Origin of the sequence: Roseibium sp. SCP14, from assembly GCF_040329475.1 — a bacterium.
Classification (GTDB): Bacteria; Pseudomonadota; Alphaproteobacteria; order Rhizobiales; family Stappiaceae; genus Roseibium.
Map to the genome: position 1 here is coordinate 100,170 of NZ_JBDZYH010000014.1, position 24,963 is coordinate 125,132.

The following is a 24,963-nucleotide window of genomic DNA, read 5'->3' on the forward strand; positions in this document are numbered from 1 at the left end:
TGAGGCTGCAAAGGGTTTCGCATCATTCCTGTTGCGCTGACCGTCTCGTGCAGTTTCTGGACCTTCGGGCACTCGGCAGTTTGCTAAAGCATCAACGCGCTACATCGTGAGTACCGGCACTTCGGAAATTCGTCGCGTCTCAAAAAGAATGCGCGAGACCCAAAGTTGTCGCACACTCACTTGTTCGGTGGGATGGTCACGAGTTTCCAATCTGCTCTCCAATGCTGAGAAAGTCAGCTTCGAACTGAAAGAATTGTGTGACAGAGCATCGAGCTTGCGACACGGAACCAAGAGGTATTGAGTGGCGAAATCTGAAGGAAAAATAGGGACATTTTCTGCGCTGTCCATCGGCATCGGCGGTATGGTCGGTGGAGGCATTTTTGCCGTGACCGGCCTGACGATCGAATTGACCCGAGGGGCTGCACCGATTGCTTTCATCGTTGCAGGCATCGTGGCTTTGCTGACGAGCTATTCCTATCTGCGAATGACCCTGACCTATCCCAGTGAAGGAGGCACTGTAACCTTCCTGATAAAGGGTTTTGGAGAAGGTGTGTTTTCCGGTGCGCTGAACATTTTGCTTTCGATGAGCTATATGGTTCTTCTTGCCGTCTATGCTTACGCTTTTGGAAGTTATGCAAGCGTCCTGCTGCCTTTTGATCACGCTTCTTACCTCACTCGGGCACTCGCAAGCGGGTTGCTGATTGCGTTGGTGATCATCAATCTGTTCGGCACTCAACTTGTCATCAGGTCTGAAAACTTCTTCAACGCAGGAAAGATGGCACTGCTGGCAATATTCATTGTCGCCGGACTGGCAATTCCGTTGGATTGGGGCAGAATGACCCCATCAGACTATGTCCCGCCGATAGAACTTGTTGCCGGCGCGATGATAATCTTTCTGAACTACGAAGGGTTCGAACTCATCGCCAATGCAGGCAAGGACGTCGAAAACCCTAGAAAAACACTTCCTGTCGCATATATCGGTGGGGTTTTGATCGCCATCCTGCTCTATGTGTTGATTACAATCGTTGTGCTGGGGCAATTGGACTTTCATCAAATAAAGGCGAATTCAGACAATGTACTTTCAATTGCAGCTCACAATTTCCTTGGGCCTGCAGGCATCATCATAACAATCGCCGCTTTGCTGGCGACAACCTCGGCGATCAACGCAACGTTTTACGGCGCCGGCCGGCTGACTTACACCATCGCCAGATCGGGTGAACTTCCCGAAGAACTGGAGCGCAACATCAGGGGGCAACCTCTCGAAGGGATGTTTGTGTTCGCGATCGCAGCGCTTCTTCTGGTGGTTTTCCTGCCCCTCAACGCAATCGCAACAATGGGTAGTGCGGGGTTCTTGCTTGTTTTCTTCGCCGTCAACCATGCCAATGTCAGACGGGCAAAGGACACCGACAGCCGGGCGTGGATTTCAATGGTTGGAATGGCTGCCTGTGCCATCGCGTTGCTGGCGCTTTGCTGGCAAGTGTGGCGCGTTGAGGCGACACGTTACCATCTGTTGATCCTGGCGAGCATGATTGCCGTCTCTTTCGCGATCGAAATCGTTTATCGCAAAGCTGCCAAGCGCGTGATCTCGCCGTCCGTCCATCAAGTTTCGCATCGATCGTCTCTCCAAGATTTCGGTTAGTCCAACACCTTGCAACCCGATCCCGAGATTGAGCCCCTCCCCCCGGAGTTCGAATGACTTCCGGAGAGCAGTCGTCTCATCCCCATTTTTACAAGAACGCGCTTATGAAGCTGTTCCATCCCGGTAACTGACACCTCAGCAAAAGACATCATTAGATTTGCGCATATTGTGAGCTTGCCTTTACGCTGGTCGACTTTTCCGCGGCGGCACTTTTCGTTGTCGGCAGCATCTTGTTCTTCAAGGAATCGACTACTTATGCAGGCACTTGGCTGTTTCTTGTCGGCTCAATCATGTTTGGACTTAGACCAACCATCAAACTCCTGAGGGAATTCGCCTTCATTCGATGGGTCAGTAGCAGGTCGCCGTCAAATCACAGGTGTGCGTCAAATCACAGGTGTGAATGTGATTCGGCTCAACTCAACGAAACATCCATCAATGCTTCTCCAGTGATAAGTGGCCAGCAGACAAGCAAAATACGAGCACCTGACGTTAATCTGGATAGAGATCACCGAGGACGCGCAGAAACTCTCGATGCATCAACCACCATCCAAAGATCTCTAGCGAAGCTTCAGAAGACTGCAGCCAATGGCGAAGAGTTCCGCTGTTTCCACCACCCAAAAACTCAAGCCATTGGCGTCCGGTTTTTGGGTCCCGGTTCATTGGTTCTGGCTCGCAACGATAGAATGTACAGTCTTGCTAGAAATTCAGTGATTTTCTCCAACGGCTGAAATGCTGACAGGCGGATATGCCGGCGGGAAGATATCAGATCTCGTCTCTGGCTTTTGCTGCCGAAAGTCGGGTGACAACCTCATGTCCTCAGATCAACCAAACTGTTTAATCTTCAAACCGCATTTGCTTCACTCAAAAATCCGCTGCCGTCGCCGCCCATATCGGACAAACGCGCCAACGGTACGGAGAGTATTTGTTTTTCACTGACGAGCGTATTCAGATCGAAGCAGGTAAAGTTAAGCGCTTCGTGGGCCCTGACGAAATACAGACCTCGTGTTGTGTCGGACAGCTGGGTCCATGTGGTGAATTCAGTTGCTGTTTCCCCGTCGGCAAAACCCATCGTTTCTCCGAATTCATCCCCTGCTGCAGGGTCAAGAATTGACAGTCCACGAACCCGGTCGAAGTTGTTCATGATGTGTCCCAGCGTCCGCACGGCGGCATCCGGATTGCCGGCCCTCTCTGCAAAGGTAGCGAAATAGGCAGCTCTTACGAACCGCCCTACCGATGTTGTGTCGGAAGGCAACCCTGCCATCGAAATTCCCGCATCCGGCTGGCGCACCACCATTTTTCCGAACTTGCTGATCGAGTGGTCACGATTGCTTAAATGCGCATAATTGTTGATGTTGATGAGATGCCACGAGAATTGCGGCCCGTTCGTCATTACACCTACCGGATTGTCATAAATGGTGAGCTCTCCCTTATGGAACTCGATCACCATGGCTTCTCCGGTGCGGTCGTAAATCGAATAGTGAAAGGGAGGCGGGCTATCCAGACCGGCAAGCGGCTCCAGGCTCAGTGAAACCGTTTCAAGCGCCGCGCGAACTTCGGCGACAGAAGCGAATTGCCCCAGCACCCAGAGCCCCAGGTCGATGACGTTCAACACACATGCCTTGCATAGACGGTTCGACGGAGGCCCTCCGGCATCCGGATAGGCCAGAACGTTGAAAACAAGACCGGTCGAATTCATCCCGTCCACAACAGTATGCGTCTGGAATGATCGCGGCGGTCCGTCTACGTTTGGCGGTGCGTAAAATACGCCGACAATTTCGTGTCGGGTCGAAAATTCAAACGGGGGATTGTCACCGACCGTTTCCGACGTCCAGCTTTGGCCTGCGGGAACATAGGAAATTTCATATGCAAGCTGCGCGCCGAGTTCCATCGTGCGTCCGCAGTAAACACGATCTTCGGCGTCCCTGTAACTGAGCGATGTGCACACAGACTGCCCTCCCTGTTCAAACGAATATTGCCAACCGTATAGTCTTTGAAAATCAATCGAAATTGCAGTGGGAAACAGATCTAAGCTGTTTCTGCCGAAGGATGTCCCCTGAGTGATCACTCAATAGAGGCGCAATTACCCGACACCAGAACTCATGCTTTCGCTTTGCCAAGTTGAGCATCGGCAGCCAAGATTCAAAATCCTGATTGACGTTTGGCAGATCGGGTCTTCGCGGTCACTTCATACGCAAGATGAAACTTGCAAGACTTCACTATCCAACTCAAACAGCTCTTGTATCTTAGCCGGATCTGTTCTTTCGCTCGCATCAAGCAACTTCTTCAAATATTCGCGCTTGAAGCTATCGCTTTCGGGATGGTGAACCAAAAGAAACGAAGGTTGGCGTCCATCGCATATTACGGGGACCCGTTCACAGACCTTCAGATGACTCCCGAGTTCAAGAACTGTTTTTGGGTCGTGCTCCCATGATCTGCTGGAAGCATCATAGACGTTGATAAAGGCCAGTCCTTGTGCGTTGAACGGATAACAATAGTCGATGATCTCTTCCAGCTTCCCGCTTTCAATGCCGAATGTCGCCAGGTATCCGTTTATGAACGAAACGCACATGCCACTATATTCAGGTCTTAAAAATAGCGACAAGTTCTTCAAGTAGTTCCTGCTGACTGCGTCGTCGTCATCTATGCGCGCGGTTGCAACGGTTACCTTGCGCTGAGCCCTGGCACTCTCATCACCACTATCCAGGAACCTCTCGACATCTTGAGAGAAATTCGGTGGGTGATCCGGATTAACTGCAATCAGCTCAATGCAGCTATGCCCGTCGATCATTCGATCCAGGCGCTGCCGGTATTCCTTCGGGAGCAATTCCGAAACGTATATGAAGAGTCTTACCTTATGGTCATTGAAACGCTCCATCTGCCGCAGAAGAGACGGCAAGGTTATATGCTTGAACATATGTTCGTGGACATCCAACCGCTCTGGAGAAAACAGAGCGCTTGCGTATTCGTCAAATGTCAACCCTGAAGCGATTTTAAAATCCATGGTTGAATGATCTTTTCTATCATTCACAATTATACTGTAGCGCAGCTGAAATATAATCGCCATTTTGACTTGACCTGTTATTGCCAGATAGGATCTTGATGAATAATAGAATAATTGAAGCCCATAGACATTCAATTATGTTACGACTGAAATCCGAAAACAACAACTCAAAGTCGCAATGAAGTATGTAATGGGAAGTTTTTTTGTTATGTTCCCGCTAAAAGTCTTAATTTGGCAGGTCAAACATATGATGGAAAACAGTCCTTGGATTAGAGCAGATTGACATGCGGCACCAAAACAGATTGGGTCCTGGTGAGAGTTCTGGCTCGTACCCTGTTGCTCCAAGCGCTTTGAACCAAATCAGGCTGGAATGAAAATATGGTGCTTTTTAGAAAGCGATAGAAAACATCAGTTTCAGGGAGAATAAAGGTTGAATTCTCAAGAAGAAAAAGTTGCCTTATCGGCTGCATCTCAAAACTTGAATCTGCAAGAACGTATTCTTGAGCGAAGAAAACCGTCTTCCACCAATTTGGCCTCAGGGCCTGAGAGTGATCAACTGTATCGCGAATACGTGACGCGAAGGCTTGAAACCTCCTTTGTAAGTCTCGTTGAAGCTTTGGATATCACGACGTCTTTCGAAATCGGCGCTCACGAGGCCTCGTTCAGCATGGAAATTGCTTCGAAAATTGAAAATGCCAATTGCTACGCTTTCGAGGCTAACCCGATCGTTTTCGAAAAATACGAGAAAGAAGTTGAGGAAAGCGGTGTTGTTTATCTAAATCAGGCAATCTCCGAAAAAGCGTCCAATACTGTATTTCACGTACCAATTAAAGATAATGGAAAATATGCCAAGACACTCGGCAGTTTATCACGGGACAAAAACTACAAGAACTTCAAGGAATACGAAGTCCACACGACGAGCCTGAACAAGTTCAAGGAGAAGGTTCCGGAAAGTTGCGTTCTTTGGATCGATGTTGAAGGCCATGCCGGAGAAGTCGTAGAAGGCGCTCTCGAAATACTCTGCGTCACTGAAGCGATTTACATCGAAATGGAAACGCGGCAGAGATGGGAAGAACAGAAAACTGATCTGCAAATCATGGAAATATTGCTTCCACTCGGATTTGTACCGATCCTTCGAGACGTCCAACGCTTTGAGTGGCAATACAACGCGATCTTCGTTCATCACTCCAAGCTACACAAAGAGCCGGTAAAAAAGATAATAGAACACTGGCAAGAAGAGATGCTCCTGGGTTCTATCGGCAAGCTGTATTCTGAGATCGATTGAGCGTGTTTTGCGAACAGGTGCTCCCGTTTGGCAATGGATCTTGGAGATTTCCGGTCTGATCTGCGGCTTGTATTGAAGCTGACGTCGAGTAGGTCAAATGTGTTTGAAAAGATTAGCAATCACCGTCTTGGCAATCACGGCATCGGCTGTCTTGCCGGGAGAGACGATACCTTCAGCAGCCGCTTCACAAGCATCTGAAACGAGCCTTCCTTCAACTCAAAGCACTGTTTCCGGCATTCCTCAGATACTGCTGACGGATGATGTGATTGCTCGCCTTCAGAGAGATCGTGCCCGTTACCCAGACCTGGAAAGGGACATCAGCTCTCTTCTCGCGAAAGCCAATTCTCATTTGAGCGGTCCGACCATCGCAGAAATTTTTCTAAGCGAGTTCAATGGTGACTTGGACGCTCTACCAGAACTTGGTGAGAAAACCGTTGAACGAGTGACGACGCTGGGAATGGCCTGGCGTTTGACCGGTGACGAGAAGTTCAGTGCACGCGGTAAAATGGAGCTTATGGGACTTGCCCGGCTGGCATCCTGGAACCCTGCCCATTTTCTGGGACTTAGCAGGATCTCATTGGCGGTGGCGCTTGGTTACAGTTGGCTCGCCCCTACTCTTGGAGATGAGGAACGGAGTGTCATCAGGTCGGCTCTCATCAACAAAGGCCTACGAAACGGCGTCGAGATCTATGAGCGTGACAAACGCTATTTCGATAGCGGATGGGTTTTGCCGCACGAGTGGATGCCACCAGTTTCTGTTCCCGACACTCTGCCTGACGGAACTTCAACGGCAGACATCGTCTGGCCTGTCTCTTCGTTCAATTGGAACATCGCCTGCAACGCGGGAATGTTGATAGCCGCGATTGCCGTGTCGCACGACAATCCCGAATTGTCAGAACAGGTCTTGAACAGTGCGCAGTCATCGCTGCAAAACGGACTTGCTCTGTTTGCCCCGGACGGTGCCTGGCCGGAAGGCCCCATGTATGGTGCGCTATCTGCTCGAGACGCAGCACTGCTCATCGGGGCGCTCGAGAGCGTTTACGGAGACGACTTCGACCTGTCCGAGGCCGTCGGTCTTCCGGGCTTCGGCGACTATCTGATGCATCTTACCGGACCGACCGGAAAACTGTTCAATTACGGCGATAGCGATACGAGAACCGACACGGTTGTTTTGCCCTGGCTGTCAACGCGTTTCGGCCGTCCGGACTACGATTGGCGGAAAATTGGCGCTCCGGCATCCTCTCATCCCGCCTACAATCTGATCTGGAGACGCAGTGAGGGTGTCAGCCCGGAAGTCCGTGAGCCCAGAGCTCTGTGGTTTGGAGGACTTGGACTGATTGCAATGCGCTCGGCCTGGAACAGCGCTGATGCGACCTACGTCGGCTTCAAGGCCGGGCCATTGCAAAGTCATCACAACAACCTTGACGCCGGAACATTTGTCATCGAAGCAAAAGGCGTCCGGTGGGCCGTCGAACTCGGCTCGGGGAATTACAACCTTCCGGGTTACTTCACCGCACAGCGCTTCCGATACTACAGAACCGCGACTATCGGCCAGAACACACTGACCTTTGACAACGCCAACCAAAGTCCGACTGGCCGCGCATTTATCGAAGATTTTGCGCAGTTCTCCGGGTTCAAGTTCGCCATTGCCGATCTGTCCGATCCCTATGGTCTCAAGACTGGCTCCACGAGACGAGGCGTCGCCCTCATCAACGACGATACGGTCCTTGTTCAGGATGAAATTGCGAACAGCCCTTCCGGCAAAATACGCTGGACCATGCATACCGAGGCAAAAGTGGAACTTGATGGCCACGGAGCTTTGCTGAGGCAGGAGGGAGAGCAATTGATCGCAGAAATCCTTTCTCCTCCCAGGGCCCGGTTCAAGGTAGTTTCCGCCAATCCCTGCGAAACACCGTTCAATACGATGTGCGACCAGCAAAATCCGAACACCGGAATTCAAAGACTGATGATCGAACTGACCGAGACCCCGGAAATCGGAATGCGTCGAATTTCGGTTCTGTTTTCCAATGAAACACAAGAAATGAAAGACGTTGAAGTGAAGCCGCTTGCCGAATGGCGATTGCATGCAACGCTAGAGTGAGTTTGCTTCGCTTCACGCTGCTGGACGTCGGAAACGAAATATGAACTCCGGCCGCTTTTGGACCTGGATCGAGGATGCGACCGGGGCTCACGCGCTCGGGTTTCCGTTGCTTCGCTGATTTAAGGGGGGCGTCGCGAAAGCTGCGCGACCTGCTATGGTGGGGTGTCTGTTTGAACATATTGCACAATCCAACCCCTGAACGTGGTTTCCCTTGACACTTTGAGGATGAACCGTTGCAAGATGAAACTCAAAGCACCCGAAAGACGGCCCGGACATATAACACGATTGCCAGACGCTACCGCAAAATGAAGGCAATGCCGCTTTCGCACTACATCGTGGAGCCGACTGTCCTTGGCCTCATTGGCGATGTGGAGGGACTGGATGCAATTGACCTCGCCTGTGGCGAAGGACGATGGACCCGGGAACTGAAGCGCTTGGGGGCCGCGACCGCCGCGGGCGTCGACATTTCTGAAGAAATGATCCGCCTGGCCGAAGCCGAGGAACAGCGCGAACCACTTGGTTGCTCTTACAGCATCGCCGATGTTGCAACACTGGAAACAGGCAGGATGTATGACATAGCGGTCGGGGCTTTTCTTCTGAACTATGCCTCCAGCTCGGAACAACTGCTTGCCTTATGCGCCGCCGCCGCACGATTGCTAAGGCCCAACGGGCGATTTGTCGGGATAAACACCAACATGTCACTGGACGTGACAGCCTACGAAAACTGGCGCGAATTGGGACGTTGGATGACCACGACCCGGGAGCGGAGCAACGGAGACCCGATAACAATTCACCTCGCTGGCGAAGATGGCAAAGAATTGTCCTTCGACAACTATTATCTGAACCCGTCCATCTATGAGGACGCCTTTGATAAGGCTGGATTCAAAACCTTCAGATGGGTTCAACCCGCAATATCGAACGATGCCTTGAGCATAAAGTCACCTGAATTCTGGGACCGTTTTCTGAAGCAGCCTCAAGTAATCGGGTTTGAAGCGGAGATGTGACAGATTTTCCTCAACGACGGACCCGCCACACCGGTTGCGGTTCTCTAAGTTTGCCCGGTGCGCAAATTTCGGCAACAGGGACGCTTCAGGCAATCTCCTCATAGTGGGGCGTCCAGAATTTCGCGTCTATCGCCGCTTTCAGAGCCTCCTCGTCGGCAACTGGCGCAACCCCGTCCAATTGCGCCTGTTTACCAGCAGCAAACGCGACGGCTTTGCTGACCTCGCGAATGTCACCCACATCGGGCAACAGGCTGGCGGTTCGTTGATCAAGCGCGGGAGACAGCGCCGCCAAGGCCTCGGCTGCGGCCATGAACATACCGTCCGTGACGCGGCGCGCACCTGCTGCCAGAACACCCAACCCCATACCCGGGAAAATGTAGGAATTGTTGCACTGGGCAATGTGGTGAGTGTTGCCTTCATAAGCGACCGGATCAAATGGACTGCCGGTTGCAACCAAACTTCGGCCTTCTGACCAATGGATGATGTCTTCGGGTGTCGCCTCAACCCGGGACGTCGGATTTGATAGCGGCAAAACTATGGGATGTTGTGAATTGGCCGCCATTGCACGGATGACAGGCTCTGAGAACAAACCCGGCTGACCGCTGACACCAATCAGTATGTTGGGCTTGGCCTGGTTGATGACGTCCAGCAATGAAATTTCATCTTCGGCCCAGTCCTTCACCTTGTCGGCAGATTGCACAAGCGGCGACTGGAACGGCAAAAGATCCATCATCGCATCGGTCAACAACCCATTCCGGTCCACCATGTAGATCTGTTCCCGGGCCTGAGGCTCGGGCAACCCTTGCCGGACCTTCAGTCGTACAAGCTGTTCTGCGATGCCCACGCCGGCAGATCCCGCACCAAGGAAGGCGATCGTGGCGTCTTTCAGCGGAACTCCGGTGACGTTGGACGCAGCCAGCAAAGTAGCTGCGGTTACCGCGGCCGTTCCCTGGATGTCATCATTGAATGTACAGAGCTGATCTCGGTAGCGCTCCAGCAGCGGGGCCGCGTGCTGCTGTGCGAAATCCTCAAATTGCAGCAGTACGTTCGGCCACTTGCGCTTTACCGCCTGCACGAAGAGATCAACAAATTCGAAATAATCGTCTCCGGTGATACGTTCGTGCCGCCAGCCGATATAGAGAGGGTCGTTAAGCCGCTCTTCATTGTTGGTGCCGGCATCCAGTAACACCGGCAACGTCACCGCCGGATTGATACCCCCGGCGGCGGTATAGAGAGACAGCTTGCCGATTGGGATACCCATGCCGCCAGCGCCCTGATCACCCAGGCCCAGAATTCGCTCTCCGTCGGTCACGACTATCGCCTCGACAGACGGTTGGATGGCGTTCTCCAGCATGTCGTCGATGCAGTCGCGCTCAGGATACGGAATGATCAGTCCGCGTGGATGATCGTAAATCTCGCTGAACTGTTTACACGCATCCCCCACCACGGGCGTATAGATAATCGGCATCATCTCGGGCAGATGTTTCGCCAGCAAGGCGTAGAACAGCACCTCGTTGGTATCCTGCAAACCACGCAGATAGATATGCTTGTCGAGCGGCGTTTCTTCACGGCTGAAGGCTGCATAGGCTCGATCGATCTGATCCTCGAGCGTCTCTACATGAGGCGGAAGCAGGCCCAACAAGCCCAACTTTTCGCGCTCATGCAAGGAAAAGGCTGTGCCTTTGTTCAGGAGCGGGTTCGTCAGATAACGCAAGTTTGCCGGACTGGTATCACCCATCGGTTGACCTTTCGGGACGCTGGAAACGGATTACATGTATCTCACCCGGAAAGCTCAACATCTTATGACGACAATTGCAACGTGAGAGTGCGCTAACCGCTCCCCACGCGAACTGCTTGACTTGATCCAACCGCTGCTCCGCAATCGCACACCGGTTCTTGAAGTGACCTGGCTGGAAGCCTGCTTTGTGCCCTCGACTGGACTGAATACGAAACCGGTGGCAACATCTACTGCGAAAAACTTGTTTTCCGCTACGGCATTTGATTGAGTTTTTGGATTGGTGAAAACGTGAAAGCAAAAATGTTCTTCCCCTACCCTCAACGCCACCTCGCCCTGTTTGTTACCGTTCTGGCGCTGCTGGGATTTGCAGCCCCTTTTGATTTCTCGACACCGGCGCAGGCAGAGTCCGTTCTGATTTTCGATCCGGCAAAAAACAAGTGGATCCGAAAGAAAGGAAACAAGCCCCGCCCAGGTTTTGGAATAAAGGGCAAAGCGCCTGTAGAGCGGACACTCGTGAGTTATCAAAGCAGTTACAGGCCCGGGACGATTGTTATCGATACCGGAGCGCGCCGCCTCTACCGCATCGAAGGTGATGGCAAGGCGACAAAATACGGCATCGGTGTCGGGCGCGAAGGCTTTTCCTGGAAGGGCAAGGAAAAGATTACCAGGAAGGCCGAGTGGCCCTCCTGGACGCCTCCCGCTGAAATGAGGAAACGGGAAGCGGCAAAAGGGCGTGTTCTTCCAGCCCGCATGGAAGGAGGCATCGCGAACCCGCTTGGAGCCCGAGCTCTCTACCTGGGCAACACTCTTTACCGGATACACGGAACAAACCAGCCATGGACCATTGGTCAGGCGGTTTCGTCAGGTTGCATTCGCCTGACAAACGAAGATGTTGTCCATCTTTACGAAAGAGCACGTGTAGGCGACCTCGTGGTCGTGAAGTAAATTATCAGCACTCTTGCCAGTGTTGCGCACCAGCAACATCGTCTGAAGTAATTATCCCCAATGCGTCTCTCCAAGTTGCCTTAAGGTTATGTTTATGGATAGTCTCTAATTCTATACAGCAGCAATGTGTTAATTTGCGCAATAGTTTAGCGAGTCTGGGGATAGTTGTAATGGCTAATGCAATCAAGAAGTTTGCAATCACCGGTGCCCTTCTTTGCTCTGTCGCGATCTGGTCACCAGCCAATGCCATCTCTTTGCACGAAGCGGTTGGAACAGCCGTGGAAAGCAACCCCGAAATCGGTCAGGCGTCAGAAAACCGGGAGGCTGTCGAGTTCGAACTGCGCCAGGCTCGTGGTCTGTATATGCCGAGAGTTGACCTTGAAGGTTCCGTCGGCGTTCGCAGGCTGGACAACGATACAAGACGTGCCCTCGGCACAGAAGATGAAGCGCTCACTCCGACAGAATTTTCAGCTATCGTCACGCAAACTCTCTTCAACGGTGGTGGCCGTCTGGCAGAAAAGAACCGGCAGGCCGCGCGCGTTGACAGCGCCTCGTTCCGGGTCATGGAACGCAGTGAATACATCGGCCTTCAGGTCGTCCGTGAATATCTGGAGTTCCTGCTACAGGAAAAAATCCTCCGGGCAACAGCAGCAAATCTCAGCTTTCACCGCCAGATCGAAAACAACGTCTCCTCTCTGATAACCAGTGGCGCCCTGACGGAAGCGGACCGCCAACAGGTCGGCGAACGCGTTCTTGCGGCGATTGCACGCATGCAGGAAGCCGAAAGGGAAAAGTCGGCTGCTGAAATCCGCTTTCTGAAACTGGTCGGCAAGCCAATCGGGACACCTTCGATGCCCCCCAGCGTCAAGGGGCGTCTGCCCAAAAGCCTCGCCGCAGCAATCGGCAAGGCCAGAACGCAAAACCCACGCGTCCATCTGGCCTCTGCGGACGTGGATGTCGCAGAAGCCGAGGTCAGGGCGGCACGGTCCGGCCAGCTGCCGGAGCTGTTTCTGGAGGGGCGGGCGCGAACCGGTTATGATATTGACGGTGACGATGGCCGCACGCACGACTTCCAGGCCAGAATTGTCGGCCGCTGGCGCATATTCAACGGCGGCATCGCCAAGGCGAACACACAGGAACACATCCGCAGAGCCGGCGAAGCCCGTCTCGCACTCCACCAGACGTACCGGGAAATCGAGGAATCTGTCAGGGACTCCTGGGATCAGCGAGGCCGTCAGGCGCAGATCGCCGAGACGCTTCGTCGACAGGCCAACCAGAGTGCACTTCTCGTGAAGACCTACGGCGAGCAATTCGACATCGGCCAAAGAACGCTTCTTGACGTTCTGGACGCTCAAAACACGCGCTACAACGTTGAAGTACTGGCACAAACGGCTGATTTCAGCTCCCTTTTCGCTGACTACAAGCTTTTGGCTGCGACCGGGTCACTTCTGACAACGCTCGGCCTCACGGCACCTCAGCAATCCGACGCCTACGCGCGTGAAACCTTCGACGTGCCGCCAACTCCACCGACCGAAACCTATGCAAGAGTTCCGTCTCGCCAGGAAAACGGTCTTCCATTGGATCTGCTGGCACCCATTCGCTGAACAGCAGAGCTAACTGCGAAAGAGCGATAGGCCTTGCGATCGGACAAAGACGACATAGACGATACCGAAAGGCAGCCGGTCGATACCCCAAGCCTTCGACAGGCCATAAAGGCGGTCGCTCGACATTTTGGCCGCCCGACATCGGAAACCGTGCTGTTTTCGGGCGTTCCTGAATTTCACACCGACGTTGAGGACAATGTCGGATGGATACTGGAACGCATCGGGGTAGAGGCCAGATTTTCCGCCGGCGCCAAGGACGTGTCGGATCCTGCACATTACCCTTGTCTATGCTGGTTCGATGACGGCTCATTTCGATTTGAGCCCGCAAAACCCATCCGTGCGATAACAAGTTCGGGACGGCGGCTCCTGGGCACTTTTTCACTTTTCCTGATTTATCTGAATGATGCGGATCGCAACCTGGCGGACGGCACGTCACAGGTCGAGCGTGGTCACTGGCTGTTCGGACCGATGAAGCGCTTCTGGCGCGGATATGTGAGCATTGTGGTTGCCGCGCTTTTCATCAACACGCTGGCACTGGCCTCACCGATCTTCATCATGAACGTGTATGACCGGGTTCTGCCGAACAAGGCGACATCCACGCTATTGGCACTTGCACTGGGTGTCGGCCTTGCGATGATTTTCGACTTCCTGCTCAAGAGTGCCCGATCTGCCATCATCGACAAGACCGGAAGAGAGCTGGACCGGGGCCTCTCCTACCGTCTTTTCGACAAGGTTCTTCATTCCAGAATGGCGGCCTCACCGACCTCGACGGGGGAATACGCCAACCGGGTCAGCCAGATCGAATTCGTCCGCGAGTTCTTTGCGTCCAACACGCTGGTAACGCTGATCGACGCACTTTTTGTCTTTGTCTTCCTTGTTGTCATCTATGTCATTGCGGGCTGGCTTTTCATCATTCCAGCAATTGCGTTTCTGCTGGCAACGGTAACAGGTCTGATTGCCCAGTCCCGGATAGGCAAAAGGGTCTCCCGCGCCGCCAACGAGGCTTCGCAGCGCCAGGCATTGCTTGTCGAATCCATCTCAACACTCGAAACCATCAAATCTCTTCGGGCAGAAGCATCGCTCCTGGACAAATGGAGCTTCCTGACGAAGAGAGCCTCGAGCACGTCGGAAGAAATCAAGGCACTCTCCTCAAATGCCCTGAACCTGACCCTGTTGATCCAGCAACTCGTGTCCGTTTTCATTGTCATTGCCGGCGCATACGAGTTCTCCGAAGGCAATATGACCACCGGAGCCATTATCGCAACGGTGATGCTTTCCAGCAGGACCGTTGCCCCGCTTTCCCAGATCGCATTGACGCTTGCCCGTATGAAACAGGCATTGCTATCGCTGAAAATCCTCGACGGGATCATGCACCAAAGCGAGGAACGGCCGGCCAGCACCGGCTTTGTCAATCGGCCGATTGTTTCGGGGGATTTTGAATTTCAGGACGTAAGTTTCAAATACCCCGGAACAGACACAAGTGTTCTGAAAAACATCAGCTTCAAGGTCAAACCGGGAGAACGCATCGGGGTCATCGGAAAGATCGGTTCGGGCAAGACCACTTTGGGCAGACTCCTGAACAATCTCTATGATGTGTCGGAAGGCCGGCTGCTGATCAACGGTATCGATGTCAGGCAGTATCATCCCGCTGAACTGCGCGCATCCATCGCCTATGTCGGGCAGACCGTGGATCTGTTCACGGGAACCTTGAAGTACAATCTGCAACTCGCGGCTCCCTTGGCCCGCGACGAGGACATTATCGAAGCGGCAAGACAAACAGGTGTCGACGAGTTCGCGATGCAGCACCCCAGGGGCTACGATCTTCTGGTGGGCGAAAGAGGGTCGAACCTTTCCGGAGGACAAAGACAGGCTGTGGCCATGACCCGTCTCCTCCTGTCAAAACCGCAGATCGTATTTCTGGATGAACCGTCAGGTGCTCTCGATCTCGCGACGGAACGTCACCTGATCGGCAAGCTCGCTTCGGCATTCGGGCCCGATGTGACACTTGTGATTTCAACACATCGATACAGTCTGCTTGAATTGGTCGACCGTTTGATCGTGCTCGACAGGGGCAAGATCGTTGCCGACGGTCCGAAGGACAAGGTGCTTGAAACCATGAAAGCGCAGGCAAGATCCGTACAGGCAAAGCAGACGCCATGACCGGCTCGATCCCGAAGACAAGCCGGAACGGAAAAAGCGGTCGGGATTTCACCGCAGCAGCCCCGCGCCGGCTGGTCTTCATCCTGTGCGGCCTGCTGTTTGCCGCTGTTGTCTGGTCCTATTACACCGAGGTCGACGAAATCACGCGCGGTGACGGACGCGTCATTCCCGCCTCCAGAACGCAATCGGTGCAGGCCACGGAACCGGGTGTCGTCGAAGAGATCGCGGTTCGCATCGGGCAAAGCGTTCAGGCAGAAGACCTGATCATGAGACTTGATGACACGGCAACGGCATCAGACCTTGGAGAAGTTCAGGCCAAGCTGCGGGCCCTGAAGACGAAGGTCGCAAGGTTGAACGTGGAGAGCTCCAACGTTCCCGGTCTTGCCTTTGTGTGCCCACATGACGTTCTCAGGGATGCGCCGCTCATCTGCGAGAATGAAGACCACCTCTTGCGCACCCGGCGCAATACATTCCGCTCGACACGGTCGGTGCTGGAGCAGCGTCTGCTTCAACGCGAAAAAGAGCAAAATGAAGTCCTTGCGAACATCGAGAGATTGAAGACAAGCCTGTCGATCAGCCAGGAAGAGCTCGACCTGCTGTCGCCGATGGCAGAAAGGCGGCTTGTGGCAAAAACCGAGATCATCAGGGTCCAGCGAGCGGTCGCCGACGCCCAGGGCCAGATAAACGCCCTGGAGGAGTCCCTGCCTCGGATTGAAGGTGCGATTGCGGAGGCGACTTACCAGCTGGAGGAACTCGACCTGAAGTTCCAGCAGGAAGCGCTGACGGAAAAAACCGCGGCCCTGGCTGAACTGTCCGTTCTTGAACAGTCGATTGTGGGAGAGTCGGACCGGGTGAAACGAACCGATATCCGCTCTCCTGTAGACGGCATCATCAATGCGCTGGAAGTTCATACGATCGGATCTTTCGTGAACGCGGGAGATCTGGTCGCCGAGGTCGTTCCCACCTCTGATGAGCTTCTGGTGGAAGCCCGAATTTCGCCGCGGGACGTTGCCTTTGTTGTTCCGGGACAGGAAACACTCGTTAAAATCACGGCATTCGACTTTTCGATCTATGGCGGTCTCCAGGGCGAAGTCGTCAATGTAAGTTCAGATTCATTTGTAGATGAGCGAACAGGCGAACCTTATTTCGAGGTCCGGGTACGGACAAACAGGGCTTTTCTGGAACGGAACGGGCGTCAGTTCAAAATAACACCCGGAATGATTTGCACCGTTGATATTCTCACTGGCCACAAGACCATACTTCAATACTTACTCAAGCCAGTTAACAAGGCACGGGAAGAAGCCTTCACGGAGCGCTAATGACCGATGATTTGATGTCCACTTTTGAAAGTATGATTGAACGGGCTCACACCGATGCTTCGGAGCCTTTCTTCCGGGCGGTCACCACTGAAGACGGACGCCGTGCCCTGCGGCTTGAAGGCTCCTTCTGGAAGGCTCTTGAGTTTATCTCCAGGGAATATCAGGTCACTGTCGGGGAAATCATATCCTGCGTCGAGCGCGCCCATCTGAATGACAAGAACCTGGCATCCGGCGTGCGTCATGTGTGTATTCATGCCCTTGCCGAGCAGATAGAGGAAACCAGAACCTGGTTTTCCAGCACCAGCATCCAGAACCTTCTCAACGCGACACCGGCACCTGCTTTCGTTCTGTCGCAAAGCCGGCAGATCAAATTCACAAATCAGGCTTTCCTGAAATACGTCAGAACCAATTTCGTCGCCATGGACCCTCAACGGGAGACACCGTCACTGCGCCTGCATATCGACACACCGATGGAGGAGCTATTTGAGCGTCTGAATGAAAACCAGAACCGGCCGATCACGGTCGGGTTTGCTATGGGAATGAACGACAGGCGCGTGCGCGGGAGCATCAATGCAATGCTGGCTCCCGAATGGCGTCACCAGATGCTTTTGGGGTTTGTCGTTTCCTGAGCTCGGCACCCGGCAACGAACGAACCAGTGCAGCCGATCAAACCAGTCGCTCACACGGCTCAATCACGAACAACTGGAAAAATCCTGGCTGTTCCTTTGCCCTGCGCCTCGCTTGCGGTCAGTTCAAAGTCGTCCGCCTGACTGATCCCAGGCGCCACCTTCTGGAAGGAGACCGTTCTTCGCGGAGCGTTGCCCACCGGCTTGCCATGGAGCCAGGACCGGTCCGCAGAAAAGGAATAGAGCGGCTGGTAGTGGCTGTTTTCCCTATCCAGATAGACCCGGTTCACGACATTGTCGAGAATGTAGTGCCCTTTGTTGGTGCTGACTGCAAGGACGGCATGATAGAGGTCTCGCTTCATGTCCTTGAGCACAACAAGTGACATGCTTTTCTCCGGAACTCCGGCCGCGAGAAGCAAGTTGTACTTGAGGATGGCGAAATCCTCGCAGTCTCCCACACCACGACGTGTGGTTTCAGCTGATGTTGCCCAGTAGTCCAGACGCCGGTAGGTGACCTGATCTTCCTGATAGGCGATTACCCGATTGACCAGGGCATTCGCAGTTTGCAGTTTCACGAAAAAGGACTTGCCTTCGACCTTAGCCGCAAACGAACTGACTCTGTCGGCCCTCTTTCGGCAGGCTGCGGAAAGACACAGGTCAGCCGACGCTCCGTCTATTCTCTTTCCTCGTACCCTGCCCCACTCCCTGGCGGAACCGATGTTGGAAAATCTGATCGCCGCAGTCCCGAAGAAACTCGTTGCCGACCCGCGGTCAGCCTTCGGCGTGTCGTCTTCCCGCTGAACTCTTTCCCTGTAGAACTTCAGAATTGTGTGCCTTGCAACAGCCGCAGTGCGAATAGCGCGGCGCGGCCGGCTGTGCCTATCGGATGAGACAAGCCCTCCCTTGAGGAGGGCCAACTGCCGGACCGCACCTTTGTCCCGAATGTCCGGAAAAGCTCTGTCCGACGCATCAAGCGACATTGACCGGCTTTTGTCAGAAGCAATCTCGACCCCATCCAGAAGCCCAAGCGTCGATCCGTCAGCGGCAACTACCCCGTTCTGGGAAGTGAACAGGATTGCAGTTGAAACCGTGCAGATAAACGTCAATCGCCTGAAGACTGATGGGTTGGTCATACGCCTTTACCTCGTTTGAAGACGAGGCTACGGCGGCCGGATTAATAGGCTGTTCAGAAAGATGGCAAACTGCAACTAAAAGTTTCAGTTAAAATTTTATGTAATTTCTCGTTAATTCTTACGCATAGTTATTTATACGATAGCCTTAATGATAAATTAAATTTTTGAAATTTTGCATAAAAGTTTATGTAATTTGGTTACAAGTTTATTGTTCGATTTGTCATTTTGATTTTACCCTACGTTAACTTTAGGGAGATTGAGATGTCCTCGAAAGATTTCAAAAATGCTTTTGGCTCAACTACTGACGAACTGAAAAGCTCCTCTACGGCAATTTCCGCTCAGACATCAGACAGCACTTTGAATATTGACCAATCGGAAGCAATTGATGTCGCCCAGGCAACCGATGTTGCCCCGACCGACGCAGCGACTTCCGAAACGCCAGGTAGCGAAGGCGAAATTTCCGCAGCGCTCGATGTCGTCACCGCAAATGAGCAAAACCAGATATTTCTGCCGGCAGGCACATCGCTGGACGATGTGGTCATCAGCGGGGACGATCTCATCCTGCTTCAACCCGATGGCACCGAAATCATCATCCGCAATGCCGCGCTCAATGTGCCGACATTTGTGATCGATGGCATCGAAATTCCGCAAGAAGCACTCGTTGCAGCCCTGGCCAACAGTGGCATCGATATCGCCGCCGGTCCGGATGGGACACTTGTTGCCACACAGGCACCGGACGGTGCAGGCGGCAACTTCTTCGTTCAACCGGGTGGCATCGGAGACGCCGGTCCGGTTCTCGACCTCCTGGGCCGCACGGAACTCCGGTTCCCCGTCCTGGAACAACGCGAACTGTTTCCCGAAGAACGCCGTGACAGCGAAAGCGGCAACAACCCGATTGGCGTGCTGGCAACGTCAATCATCAGCCCGGATGAAGTGTCCCAGGAAGCCGGGATCGACCAAACGCCGAGCCAACCGGCCGGTTCCGACGAGCTTTCTGACGGTATCGGCACAAATGACAGCAGTAACCTGGAAGAATCGTCCACCGGCTTCATCATCATCAGCGCGCCGGACGGCATCGCCGAGCTTCTGATCAACGGTGTGCCTGTCGATCTTGAAAATCCGGGAACCGTCATCGAGGGGACCCACGGTTTCGTCACCATCACGTCCACGAACCCCGAAACCGGTGAGTTCGAGTACTTCTATACAGTGACCGAAGCCGTCGATCACCCTCTCGATCAGGACATTGTCACGGAAACCTTCACCGTTGAGGTCACCGACAATGACGGCGACACCGCAAGCACGACCTTTGAAGTCGGCATTCTGGATGATGTTCCAACAGTTTCAGTTCAGCTGAACACCGAAGTCGCAGCCGCCGTGGATGAGGGCGACCAGGATACGGGATCACCTTCGACCGGAGTCGCAGCCGCAATCGATACCGGTTCCATTGCCAAGGGCGATGATCCGGACGTTGCCAATACCGGTGGTGCAGCCATTGCGTCGGCCACAACTGCTGCAGCGCTGGTAGACATCACAACTGTCTTTGGTGCTGATGGCGAAGCAGCGTTTGATGCCACGCAGTTCAAGTTGTCGTTTTCATCAAACGCCACGGGTCTGTCCGTAACGGATGGATCGGCGATCATTCTTGTTGACGTAAACGGCGATGGTTCGGTCATCGTCGGGCAGGTCTCCGGCGGCTCCTTCAACGGACAGGCTGCGTTTGCCCTGTCGATCGATCCGGACACCGGCGTTGTAACCGTTGAACAATATCTGTCGCTCGCTCACCCCGACCAGGCGACATCCAGCAACGGCTTTGACGACTATGACGAGACTGTAGACCTTTCAGCCAGTGACCTGGCCGTGACAGTCACGGTGACAGATGGCGACGGCGACCAGGCTCAGGCCTCCGCCTCGGTGGGTGACCGGTTCAGTTTTGACGATGATGGCCCTCAAGCGACCCTTGAACCGAATTTCGAAACCTCTGCCGTTCTTGACGAAGGTGACCAGAACGACAGCAGTCCTTCAACTGGCGTGCCATCCATCATCGATACCGGCTCCATTGCCAAGGGCGATGACCCGGATGTTGCCAATACCGGCGGAGCTGCGATCGCCTCTGCGGTGACAAGCGATCCGATCGTCAACGTAACCGCATTTTTCGGGGCTGACGGTCCCGCTGCGGAAAATTCGATCCAATACGCTCTCTCGTTCGGATCGAACTTCACCGGCCTGACCGTCACAGACGGATCTGCCATCGTTCTTGTCGATGTGAACGGCGACGGGTCTGTCATCGTCGGCCAGGTGTCCGGTGGCGAATTCGATGGTCAGGCAGCCTTTGCACTGGCGATCAATCCGGAAACGGGCATTTTGACGGTCGAACAGTATCTTTCCCTCGATCATCCACTCCAAGCAACGAGCTCCAACGGTTTCAACAGCTATGATGAGGGAGTGAGCCTTGCCTCTAGCGACCTTCAGGTATCCGTCATCGTCACGGATGGTGACGGCGACCAGGTTGTCGCGGAAAGCGAAGTCAGCGACGACCAGGAAGGCTCCTCGGCGTTCATAGGCTGGCAAATCCGTTTTGAAGATGACGGCCCGGCCCTCTCGGTTCAGGAAAATTCCGACGCGATGATCACCGTCGACGAAGGTGATCAGAATGCTGGATCGCCATCGACAGGTGTGCCCGCAACCATTGACACAGGCTCGATCATCAAGGGTGACGATCCGGATGTCGCCAACACCGGCGGAGTTGCAATCGCATCAGCCGCCTCCGGTGTGGCGTTGGTTGACGCATCGGTCCTGTTTGGTGCCGACGGCCCTGCAACGGAAGGTTCGCTCACCTACGCGTTCACCCTTGATTTCGGTTTCACGGACCTGCGCGTGACAGATGGTTCTGCAATCACTCTGGTTGACGTTCACGGTGACGGGTCGGTGATAGTCGGCCAGGTAGTCGGCGGAGCCTTTGATGGCCAGGCGGCGTTTGCCCTGTCGATTGACCCGGGCACGGGTGTTGTGACCGTTGAACAATATCTGTCACTTTCGCATCCCGATCAGGCAAATGAAGGCAACGGCTTCAACAGCTATGACGAAGCCGTGGACCTCTCCAACAGCGGCTTGGCCGTCAAGGTCACGGCAACGGACGGTGATGGCGATCAGTCGGAAGCTTCCACCTCTGTCGAAATTATCGGCGAACAGGAAGTTGCCGTTTCGGAAATCGGTGGCCTGATCAAATTCGAAGATGATGGTCCCCAGGCTGCGATAGATCCGGAAGCCGAACTGGGCATGGCAGTCGTTGACGAGTCCTCCGATGTCTTTACCGGAACGCCGGGCTCGGGCGTTGATGGCATCAAGTCCGTCACTATCGGACTGGCCGGCAACTTCATCGCTCCGGCCTATGGCGCGGACGGTGAAGGAACGACAGCCTACGCTCTCGTTCTGAGCGCGCAGGATATCGGCTCTGGTCTCTTTGCCACGGACCCGAATGCCGTAGATGGCAAGGGCGCGGAAATCCTGCTCAGCCAGAGCAGCAACGTCATCACGGGTGCCACCGGTGGCGACACCTACTTCACCATCACCATCGATCCGGCAACGGGCGAAGTCACCTTCGAGCTGGAGAACAATGCCCCGATCTGGCATGGCGACACTGACAACCATGACGACACCTCTGTCCTGGCCATAGATCCGCAGGACGGAACCCTGGTCATCCGCCAGACGGTCACCGATGCGGACGGCGACGAGGCAACCGCATCCATCAACCTCGGCAACAACGTCTTCAAGGTTGAGGACGATGGTCCGAAGGCCGAGGCAGATTCTGCGGCCACCCTTGATATGGCAGTCGTTGACGAATCCTCCGATGTCTTTACCGGAACGCCGGGCTCGGGTGTTGACGGCATCAAGTCCGTCACTATTGGACTGGCCGACAACTTCGTCGCTCCGGCCTATGGCGCGGACGGTGAAGGCACGACAGCCTATGCCCTCGTTCTGAGTGCGCAGGATATCGGCTCTGGTCTCTTTGCCACGGACCCGAATGCCGTAGATGGCAAGGGCGCGGAAATCCTGCTCAGCCAGAGCGGCAACGTCATCACGGGTGCCACCGGTGGCGACACCTACTTCACCATCACAATCGATCCGGCAACGGGCGAAGTCACCTTCGAGCTGGAGAACAATGCGCCGATCTGGCATGGCGACACCGACAATCATGACGATGCCTCTATCCTGGCCATAGATCCGCAGGACGGAACCCTGGTCATCCGCCAGACGGTCACCGACGCGGACGGCGACGAGGCAACCGCATCCATCAACCTCGGCAACAACGTCTTCAAGGTTGAGGACGATGGTCCGAAGGCCGAGGCAGATTCTGCGGCCACCCTTGATATGGCAGTCGTTGACGAGTCCTCCGATGTCTTTACCGGAACGCCGGGCTCGGGCGTTGATGGCATCAAGTCCGTCACTATCGGACTGGCCGACAACTTCGTCGCTCCGACCTATGGCGCGGACGGTGAAGGAACGACAGCCTACGCTCTCGTTCTGAGCGCGCAGGATATCGGCTCTGGTCTCTTTGCCACGGACCCGAATGCCGTAGATGGCAAGGGCGCGGAAATCCTGCTCAGCCAGAGCGGCAACGTCATCACCGGTGCCACCGGTGGCGACACCTACTTCACCATCACAATCGATCCGGCAACGGGCGAAGTCACCTTCGAGCTGGAGAACAATGCGCCGATCTGGCATGGCGACACCGACAATCATGACGATGCCTCTATCCTGGCCATAGATCCGCAGGACGGAACCCTGGTCATCCGCCAGACGGTCACCGACGCGGACGGCGACGAGGCAATCGCATCCATCAACCTCGGCAACAACGTCTTCAAGGTTGAGGACGATGGTCCGAAGGCCGAGGCAGATTCTGCGGCCACCCTTGATATGGCAGTCGTTGACGAATCCTCCGATGTCTTTACCGGAACGCCGGGCTCGGGTGTTGACGGCATCAAGTCCGTCACTATCGGACTGGCCGACAACTTCGTCGCTCCGGCCTATGGCGCGGACGGTGAAGGAACGACAGCCTACGCTCTCGTTCTGAGCGTGCAGGATATCGGCTCCGGCCTCTTTGCCACGGACCCGAATGCCGTAGATGGCAAGGGCGCGGAAATCCTGCTCAGCCAGAGCGGCAACGTCATCACCGGTGCCACCGGTGGCGACACCTACTTCACCATCACCATCGACCCGGTCACAGGCGAAGTCACCTTCGCGCTGGAAAACGATGCCCCGATCTGGCATGCGACGGCAGGCGACATTCCTGAAGGCGACACCCATCCCGGGTCGGATCACGACGACACCTCTGTCCTGACCATCGATCCGCAGGATGGAACCCTGGTCATCCACCAGACGGTCACCGATTCGGACGGCGACGAGGCAACCGCATCCATCGACCTCGGCAACAATGTCTTCAAGGTTCAGGATGACGGTCCGACAGCCTCCGATGAGGCTCTGCAAAATGTTGCGGAAGGCGCAATATTGGCCGGTACTTTTGACTTCACCGAAGGTGCGGATGGCGCAACACTGACGGCAATCGACGGCTCTCCTGTTTCCTTCAATCCCGATGGATGGTCCAACTGGCTTGATCTCGGTGAAGGTGATCTTCGCGTAAAAGCGGATGGAACCTACGAGTTCCGCGCCGACCCCGTTGTTGCCAATCCGGCTGCACCGATTTCGGGAACCTTTACGATTACCGACAGCGACGGCGACACCGCGATTGCAGATTTCACTTTCCAGATCACCGATGCCAATACCCCGACAGGTGGCAGCGCCACCGCTGCGGTCGATGACGATGGGCTCCCTGAAGGCAATGCTGCGAGTACCACGGGTGATCTTGACGCCGACGTTGGCGACAGCGGCGCAGGCCTCAATGATGAGAGCCTGTTTGTCGGAACGCTTGGCGGTTCCGTCGGCGCTGACGGTGCCGGTTCAAACGGCTTCACCTGGGACACGGGCTTAGATGGAACTTCCGGCACCGTTGGTCTGGAAAATGTGACATATACGGTGACCGCAACAACGGTGACCGCGACTGTTGCCACCGGTGAAGCGCGCGAGGGCACTGTCCTCTACACGGCGACAATAACAGACCCGGCAACGGGGGCGTTCGAGGTCCAGCTCGTCAGCAATGTGCTACACGCCGGAGGCCCCAACGATGAAGCTACCGATGCAATCGACAATCTGACCTACATCATCACGGACGCAGATGGATCGTCCGTTGGCGGCAACACCCTGAGCATTACCTTTGATGATGACGCCCCAAGTGCTCCGACCGTGACGCCGACCGATGGCGACGCCATCATGGTACAGACCTATGACGGCGGCCTGACCGACGGCAACTTCACCGGCAACGCCGATGGCGACGGGGTACCGCTTGTCTCCACC

The 24,963-nt window shown here is 54.6% G+C and carries 15 protein-coding genes; 11 read left to right on the plus strand and 4 right to left on the minus strand.

Features of this window, described 5'->3' with window-relative positions; genetic code table 11:
• Nucleotides 1-301 precede the first annotated feature (301 nt).
• Together ABLQ08_RS31490 and ABLQ08_RS31495 are read left to right on the plus strand one after the other, a co-directional pair.
• A complete protein-coding gene (locus ABLQ08_RS31490) occupies nt 302-1,639 on the plus strand; it encodes an APC family permease (protein WP_352950734.1) in 1,338 nt (445 codons plus the stop codon).
• 185 nt (nt 1,640-1,824) lie between these two features.
• Nucleotides 1,825-2,367 (plus strand): YrhK family protein, encoded by a 543-nt coding sequence (locus tag ABLQ08_RS31495; protein ID WP_352950748.1) that lies wholly within the window; start codon nt 1,825-1,827, stop codon nt 2,365-2,367.
• A gap of 113 nt (nt 2,368-2,480) precedes the next feature.
• On the opposite strand, the gene ABLQ08_RS31500 is transcribed toward ABLQ08_RS31495, so the two are convergent.
• On the minus strand, nt 2,481-3,584 hold the full coding sequence (locus ABLQ08_RS31500) for a linear amide C-N hydrolase (protein WP_352950735.1): 1,104 nt from the start codon (nt 3,582-3,584) through the stop codon (nt 2,481-2,483).
• Between the two features lie 240 nt (nt 3,585-3,824).
• Nucleotides 3,825-4,703, minus strand: a complete 879-nt coding sequence (locus ABLQ08_RS31505) for a glycosyltransferase (RefSeq protein WP_352950736.1) — start codon at nt 4,701-4,703, stop codon at nt 3,825-3,827.
• A gap of 367 nt (nt 4,704-5,070) precedes the next feature.
• Between ABLQ08_RS31505 and ABLQ08_RS31510 the strand changes: the two genes are divergently transcribed.
• The 3 genes from ABLQ08_RS31510 to ABLQ08_RS31520 all read left to right on the plus strand — a co-directional run bounded on the left by ABLQ08_RS31510 (nt 5,071) and on the right by ABLQ08_RS31520 (nt 9,030).
• The gene (locus ABLQ08_RS31510) at nt 5,071-5,925 is read left to right on the plus strand and encodes an FkbM family methyltransferase (RefSeq protein ID WP_352950737.1); all 855 of its coding nucleotides are present in this window, start codon (nt 5,071-5,073) and stop codon (nt 5,923-5,925) included.
• Nucleotides 5,926-6,028: 103 nt separating this feature from the next.
• Nucleotides 6,029-8,026 (plus strand): heparinase II/III domain-containing protein, encoded by a 1,998-nt coding sequence (locus ABLQ08_RS31515; protein ID WP_352950738.1) that lies wholly within the window; start codon nt 6,029-6,031, stop codon nt 8,024-8,026.
• Between the two features lie 233 nt (nt 8,027-8,259).
• Complete coding sequence (locus ABLQ08_RS31520; protein WP_352950739.1) at nt 8,260-9,030, plus strand: class I SAM-dependent methyltransferase; 771 nt, start codon at nt 8,260-8,262, stop codon at nt 9,028-9,030.
• 85 nt (nt 9,031-9,115) lie between these two features.
• Here the strand turns inward: ABLQ08_RS31520 and ABLQ08_RS31525 are convergent, their stop codons facing one another.
• Nucleotides 9,116-10,768, minus strand: coding sequence for an NAD-dependent malic enzyme (locus ABLQ08_RS31525; RefSeq protein ID WP_352950740.1), 1,653 nt, complete (start codon nt 10,766-10,768; stop codon nt 9,116-9,118).
• A gap of 300 nt (nt 10,769-11,068) precedes the next feature.
• Here ABLQ08_RS31525 and ABLQ08_RS31530 point away from each other — a divergent pair, with 300 nt between their 5' ends.
• The 5 genes from ABLQ08_RS31530 (at nt 11,069) to ABLQ08_RS31550 (ending at nt 17,425) form a co-directional block, all read left to right on the plus strand.
• Nucleotides 11,069-11,713 (plus strand): L,D-transpeptidase, encoded by a 645-nt coding sequence (locus ABLQ08_RS31530; protein WP_352950741.1) that lies wholly within the window; start codon nt 11,069-11,071, stop codon nt 11,711-11,713.
• 170 nt (nt 11,714-11,883) lie between these two features.
• Complete coding sequence (locus ABLQ08_RS31535; RefSeq protein ID WP_352950742.1) at nt 11,884-13,317, plus strand: TolC family protein; 1,434 nt, start codon at nt 11,884-11,886, stop codon at nt 13,315-13,317.
• A 33-nt stretch (nt 13,318-13,350) separates the two neighbouring features.
• A complete protein-coding gene (locus ABLQ08_RS31540) occupies nt 13,351-15,477 on the plus strand; it encodes a type I secretion system permease/ATPase (RefSeq protein ID WP_417714972.1) in 2,127 nt (708 codons plus the stop codon).
• Entirely contained in the window at nt 15,474-16,796 is a 1,323-nt protein-coding gene (locus ABLQ08_RS31545) for an HlyD family type I secretion periplasmic adaptor subunit (protein ID WP_352950743.1), read from the plus strand. The genes ABLQ08_RS31540 and ABLQ08_RS31545 overlap by 4 nt, the downstream gene beginning before the upstream one ends.
• On the plus strand, nt 16,796-17,425 hold the full coding sequence (locus ABLQ08_RS31550; RefSeq protein ID WP_352950744.1) for a ribbon-helix-helix domain-containing protein: 630 nt from the start codon (nt 16,796-16,798) through the stop codon (nt 17,423-17,425). Before ABLQ08_RS31545 ends, ABLQ08_RS31550 begins: the two co-directional genes overlap by 1 nt.
• 59 nt (nt 17,426-17,484) lie before the next feature.
• Here the strand turns inward: ABLQ08_RS31550 and ABLQ08_RS31555 are convergent, their stop codons facing one another.
• Entirely contained in the window at nt 17,485-18,555 is a 1,071-nt protein-coding gene (locus tag ABLQ08_RS31555; RefSeq protein WP_352950745.1) for a transglutaminase-like cysteine peptidase, read from the minus strand.
• A 261-nt stretch (nt 18,556-18,816) separates the two neighbouring features.
• Here ABLQ08_RS31555 and ABLQ08_RS31560 point away from each other — a divergent pair.
• The coding region (locus ABLQ08_RS31560) for a DUF5801 repeats-in-toxin domain-containing protein (protein ID WP_352950746.1) at nt 18,817-24,963 on the plus strand (6,147 nt) is incomplete at its 3' end.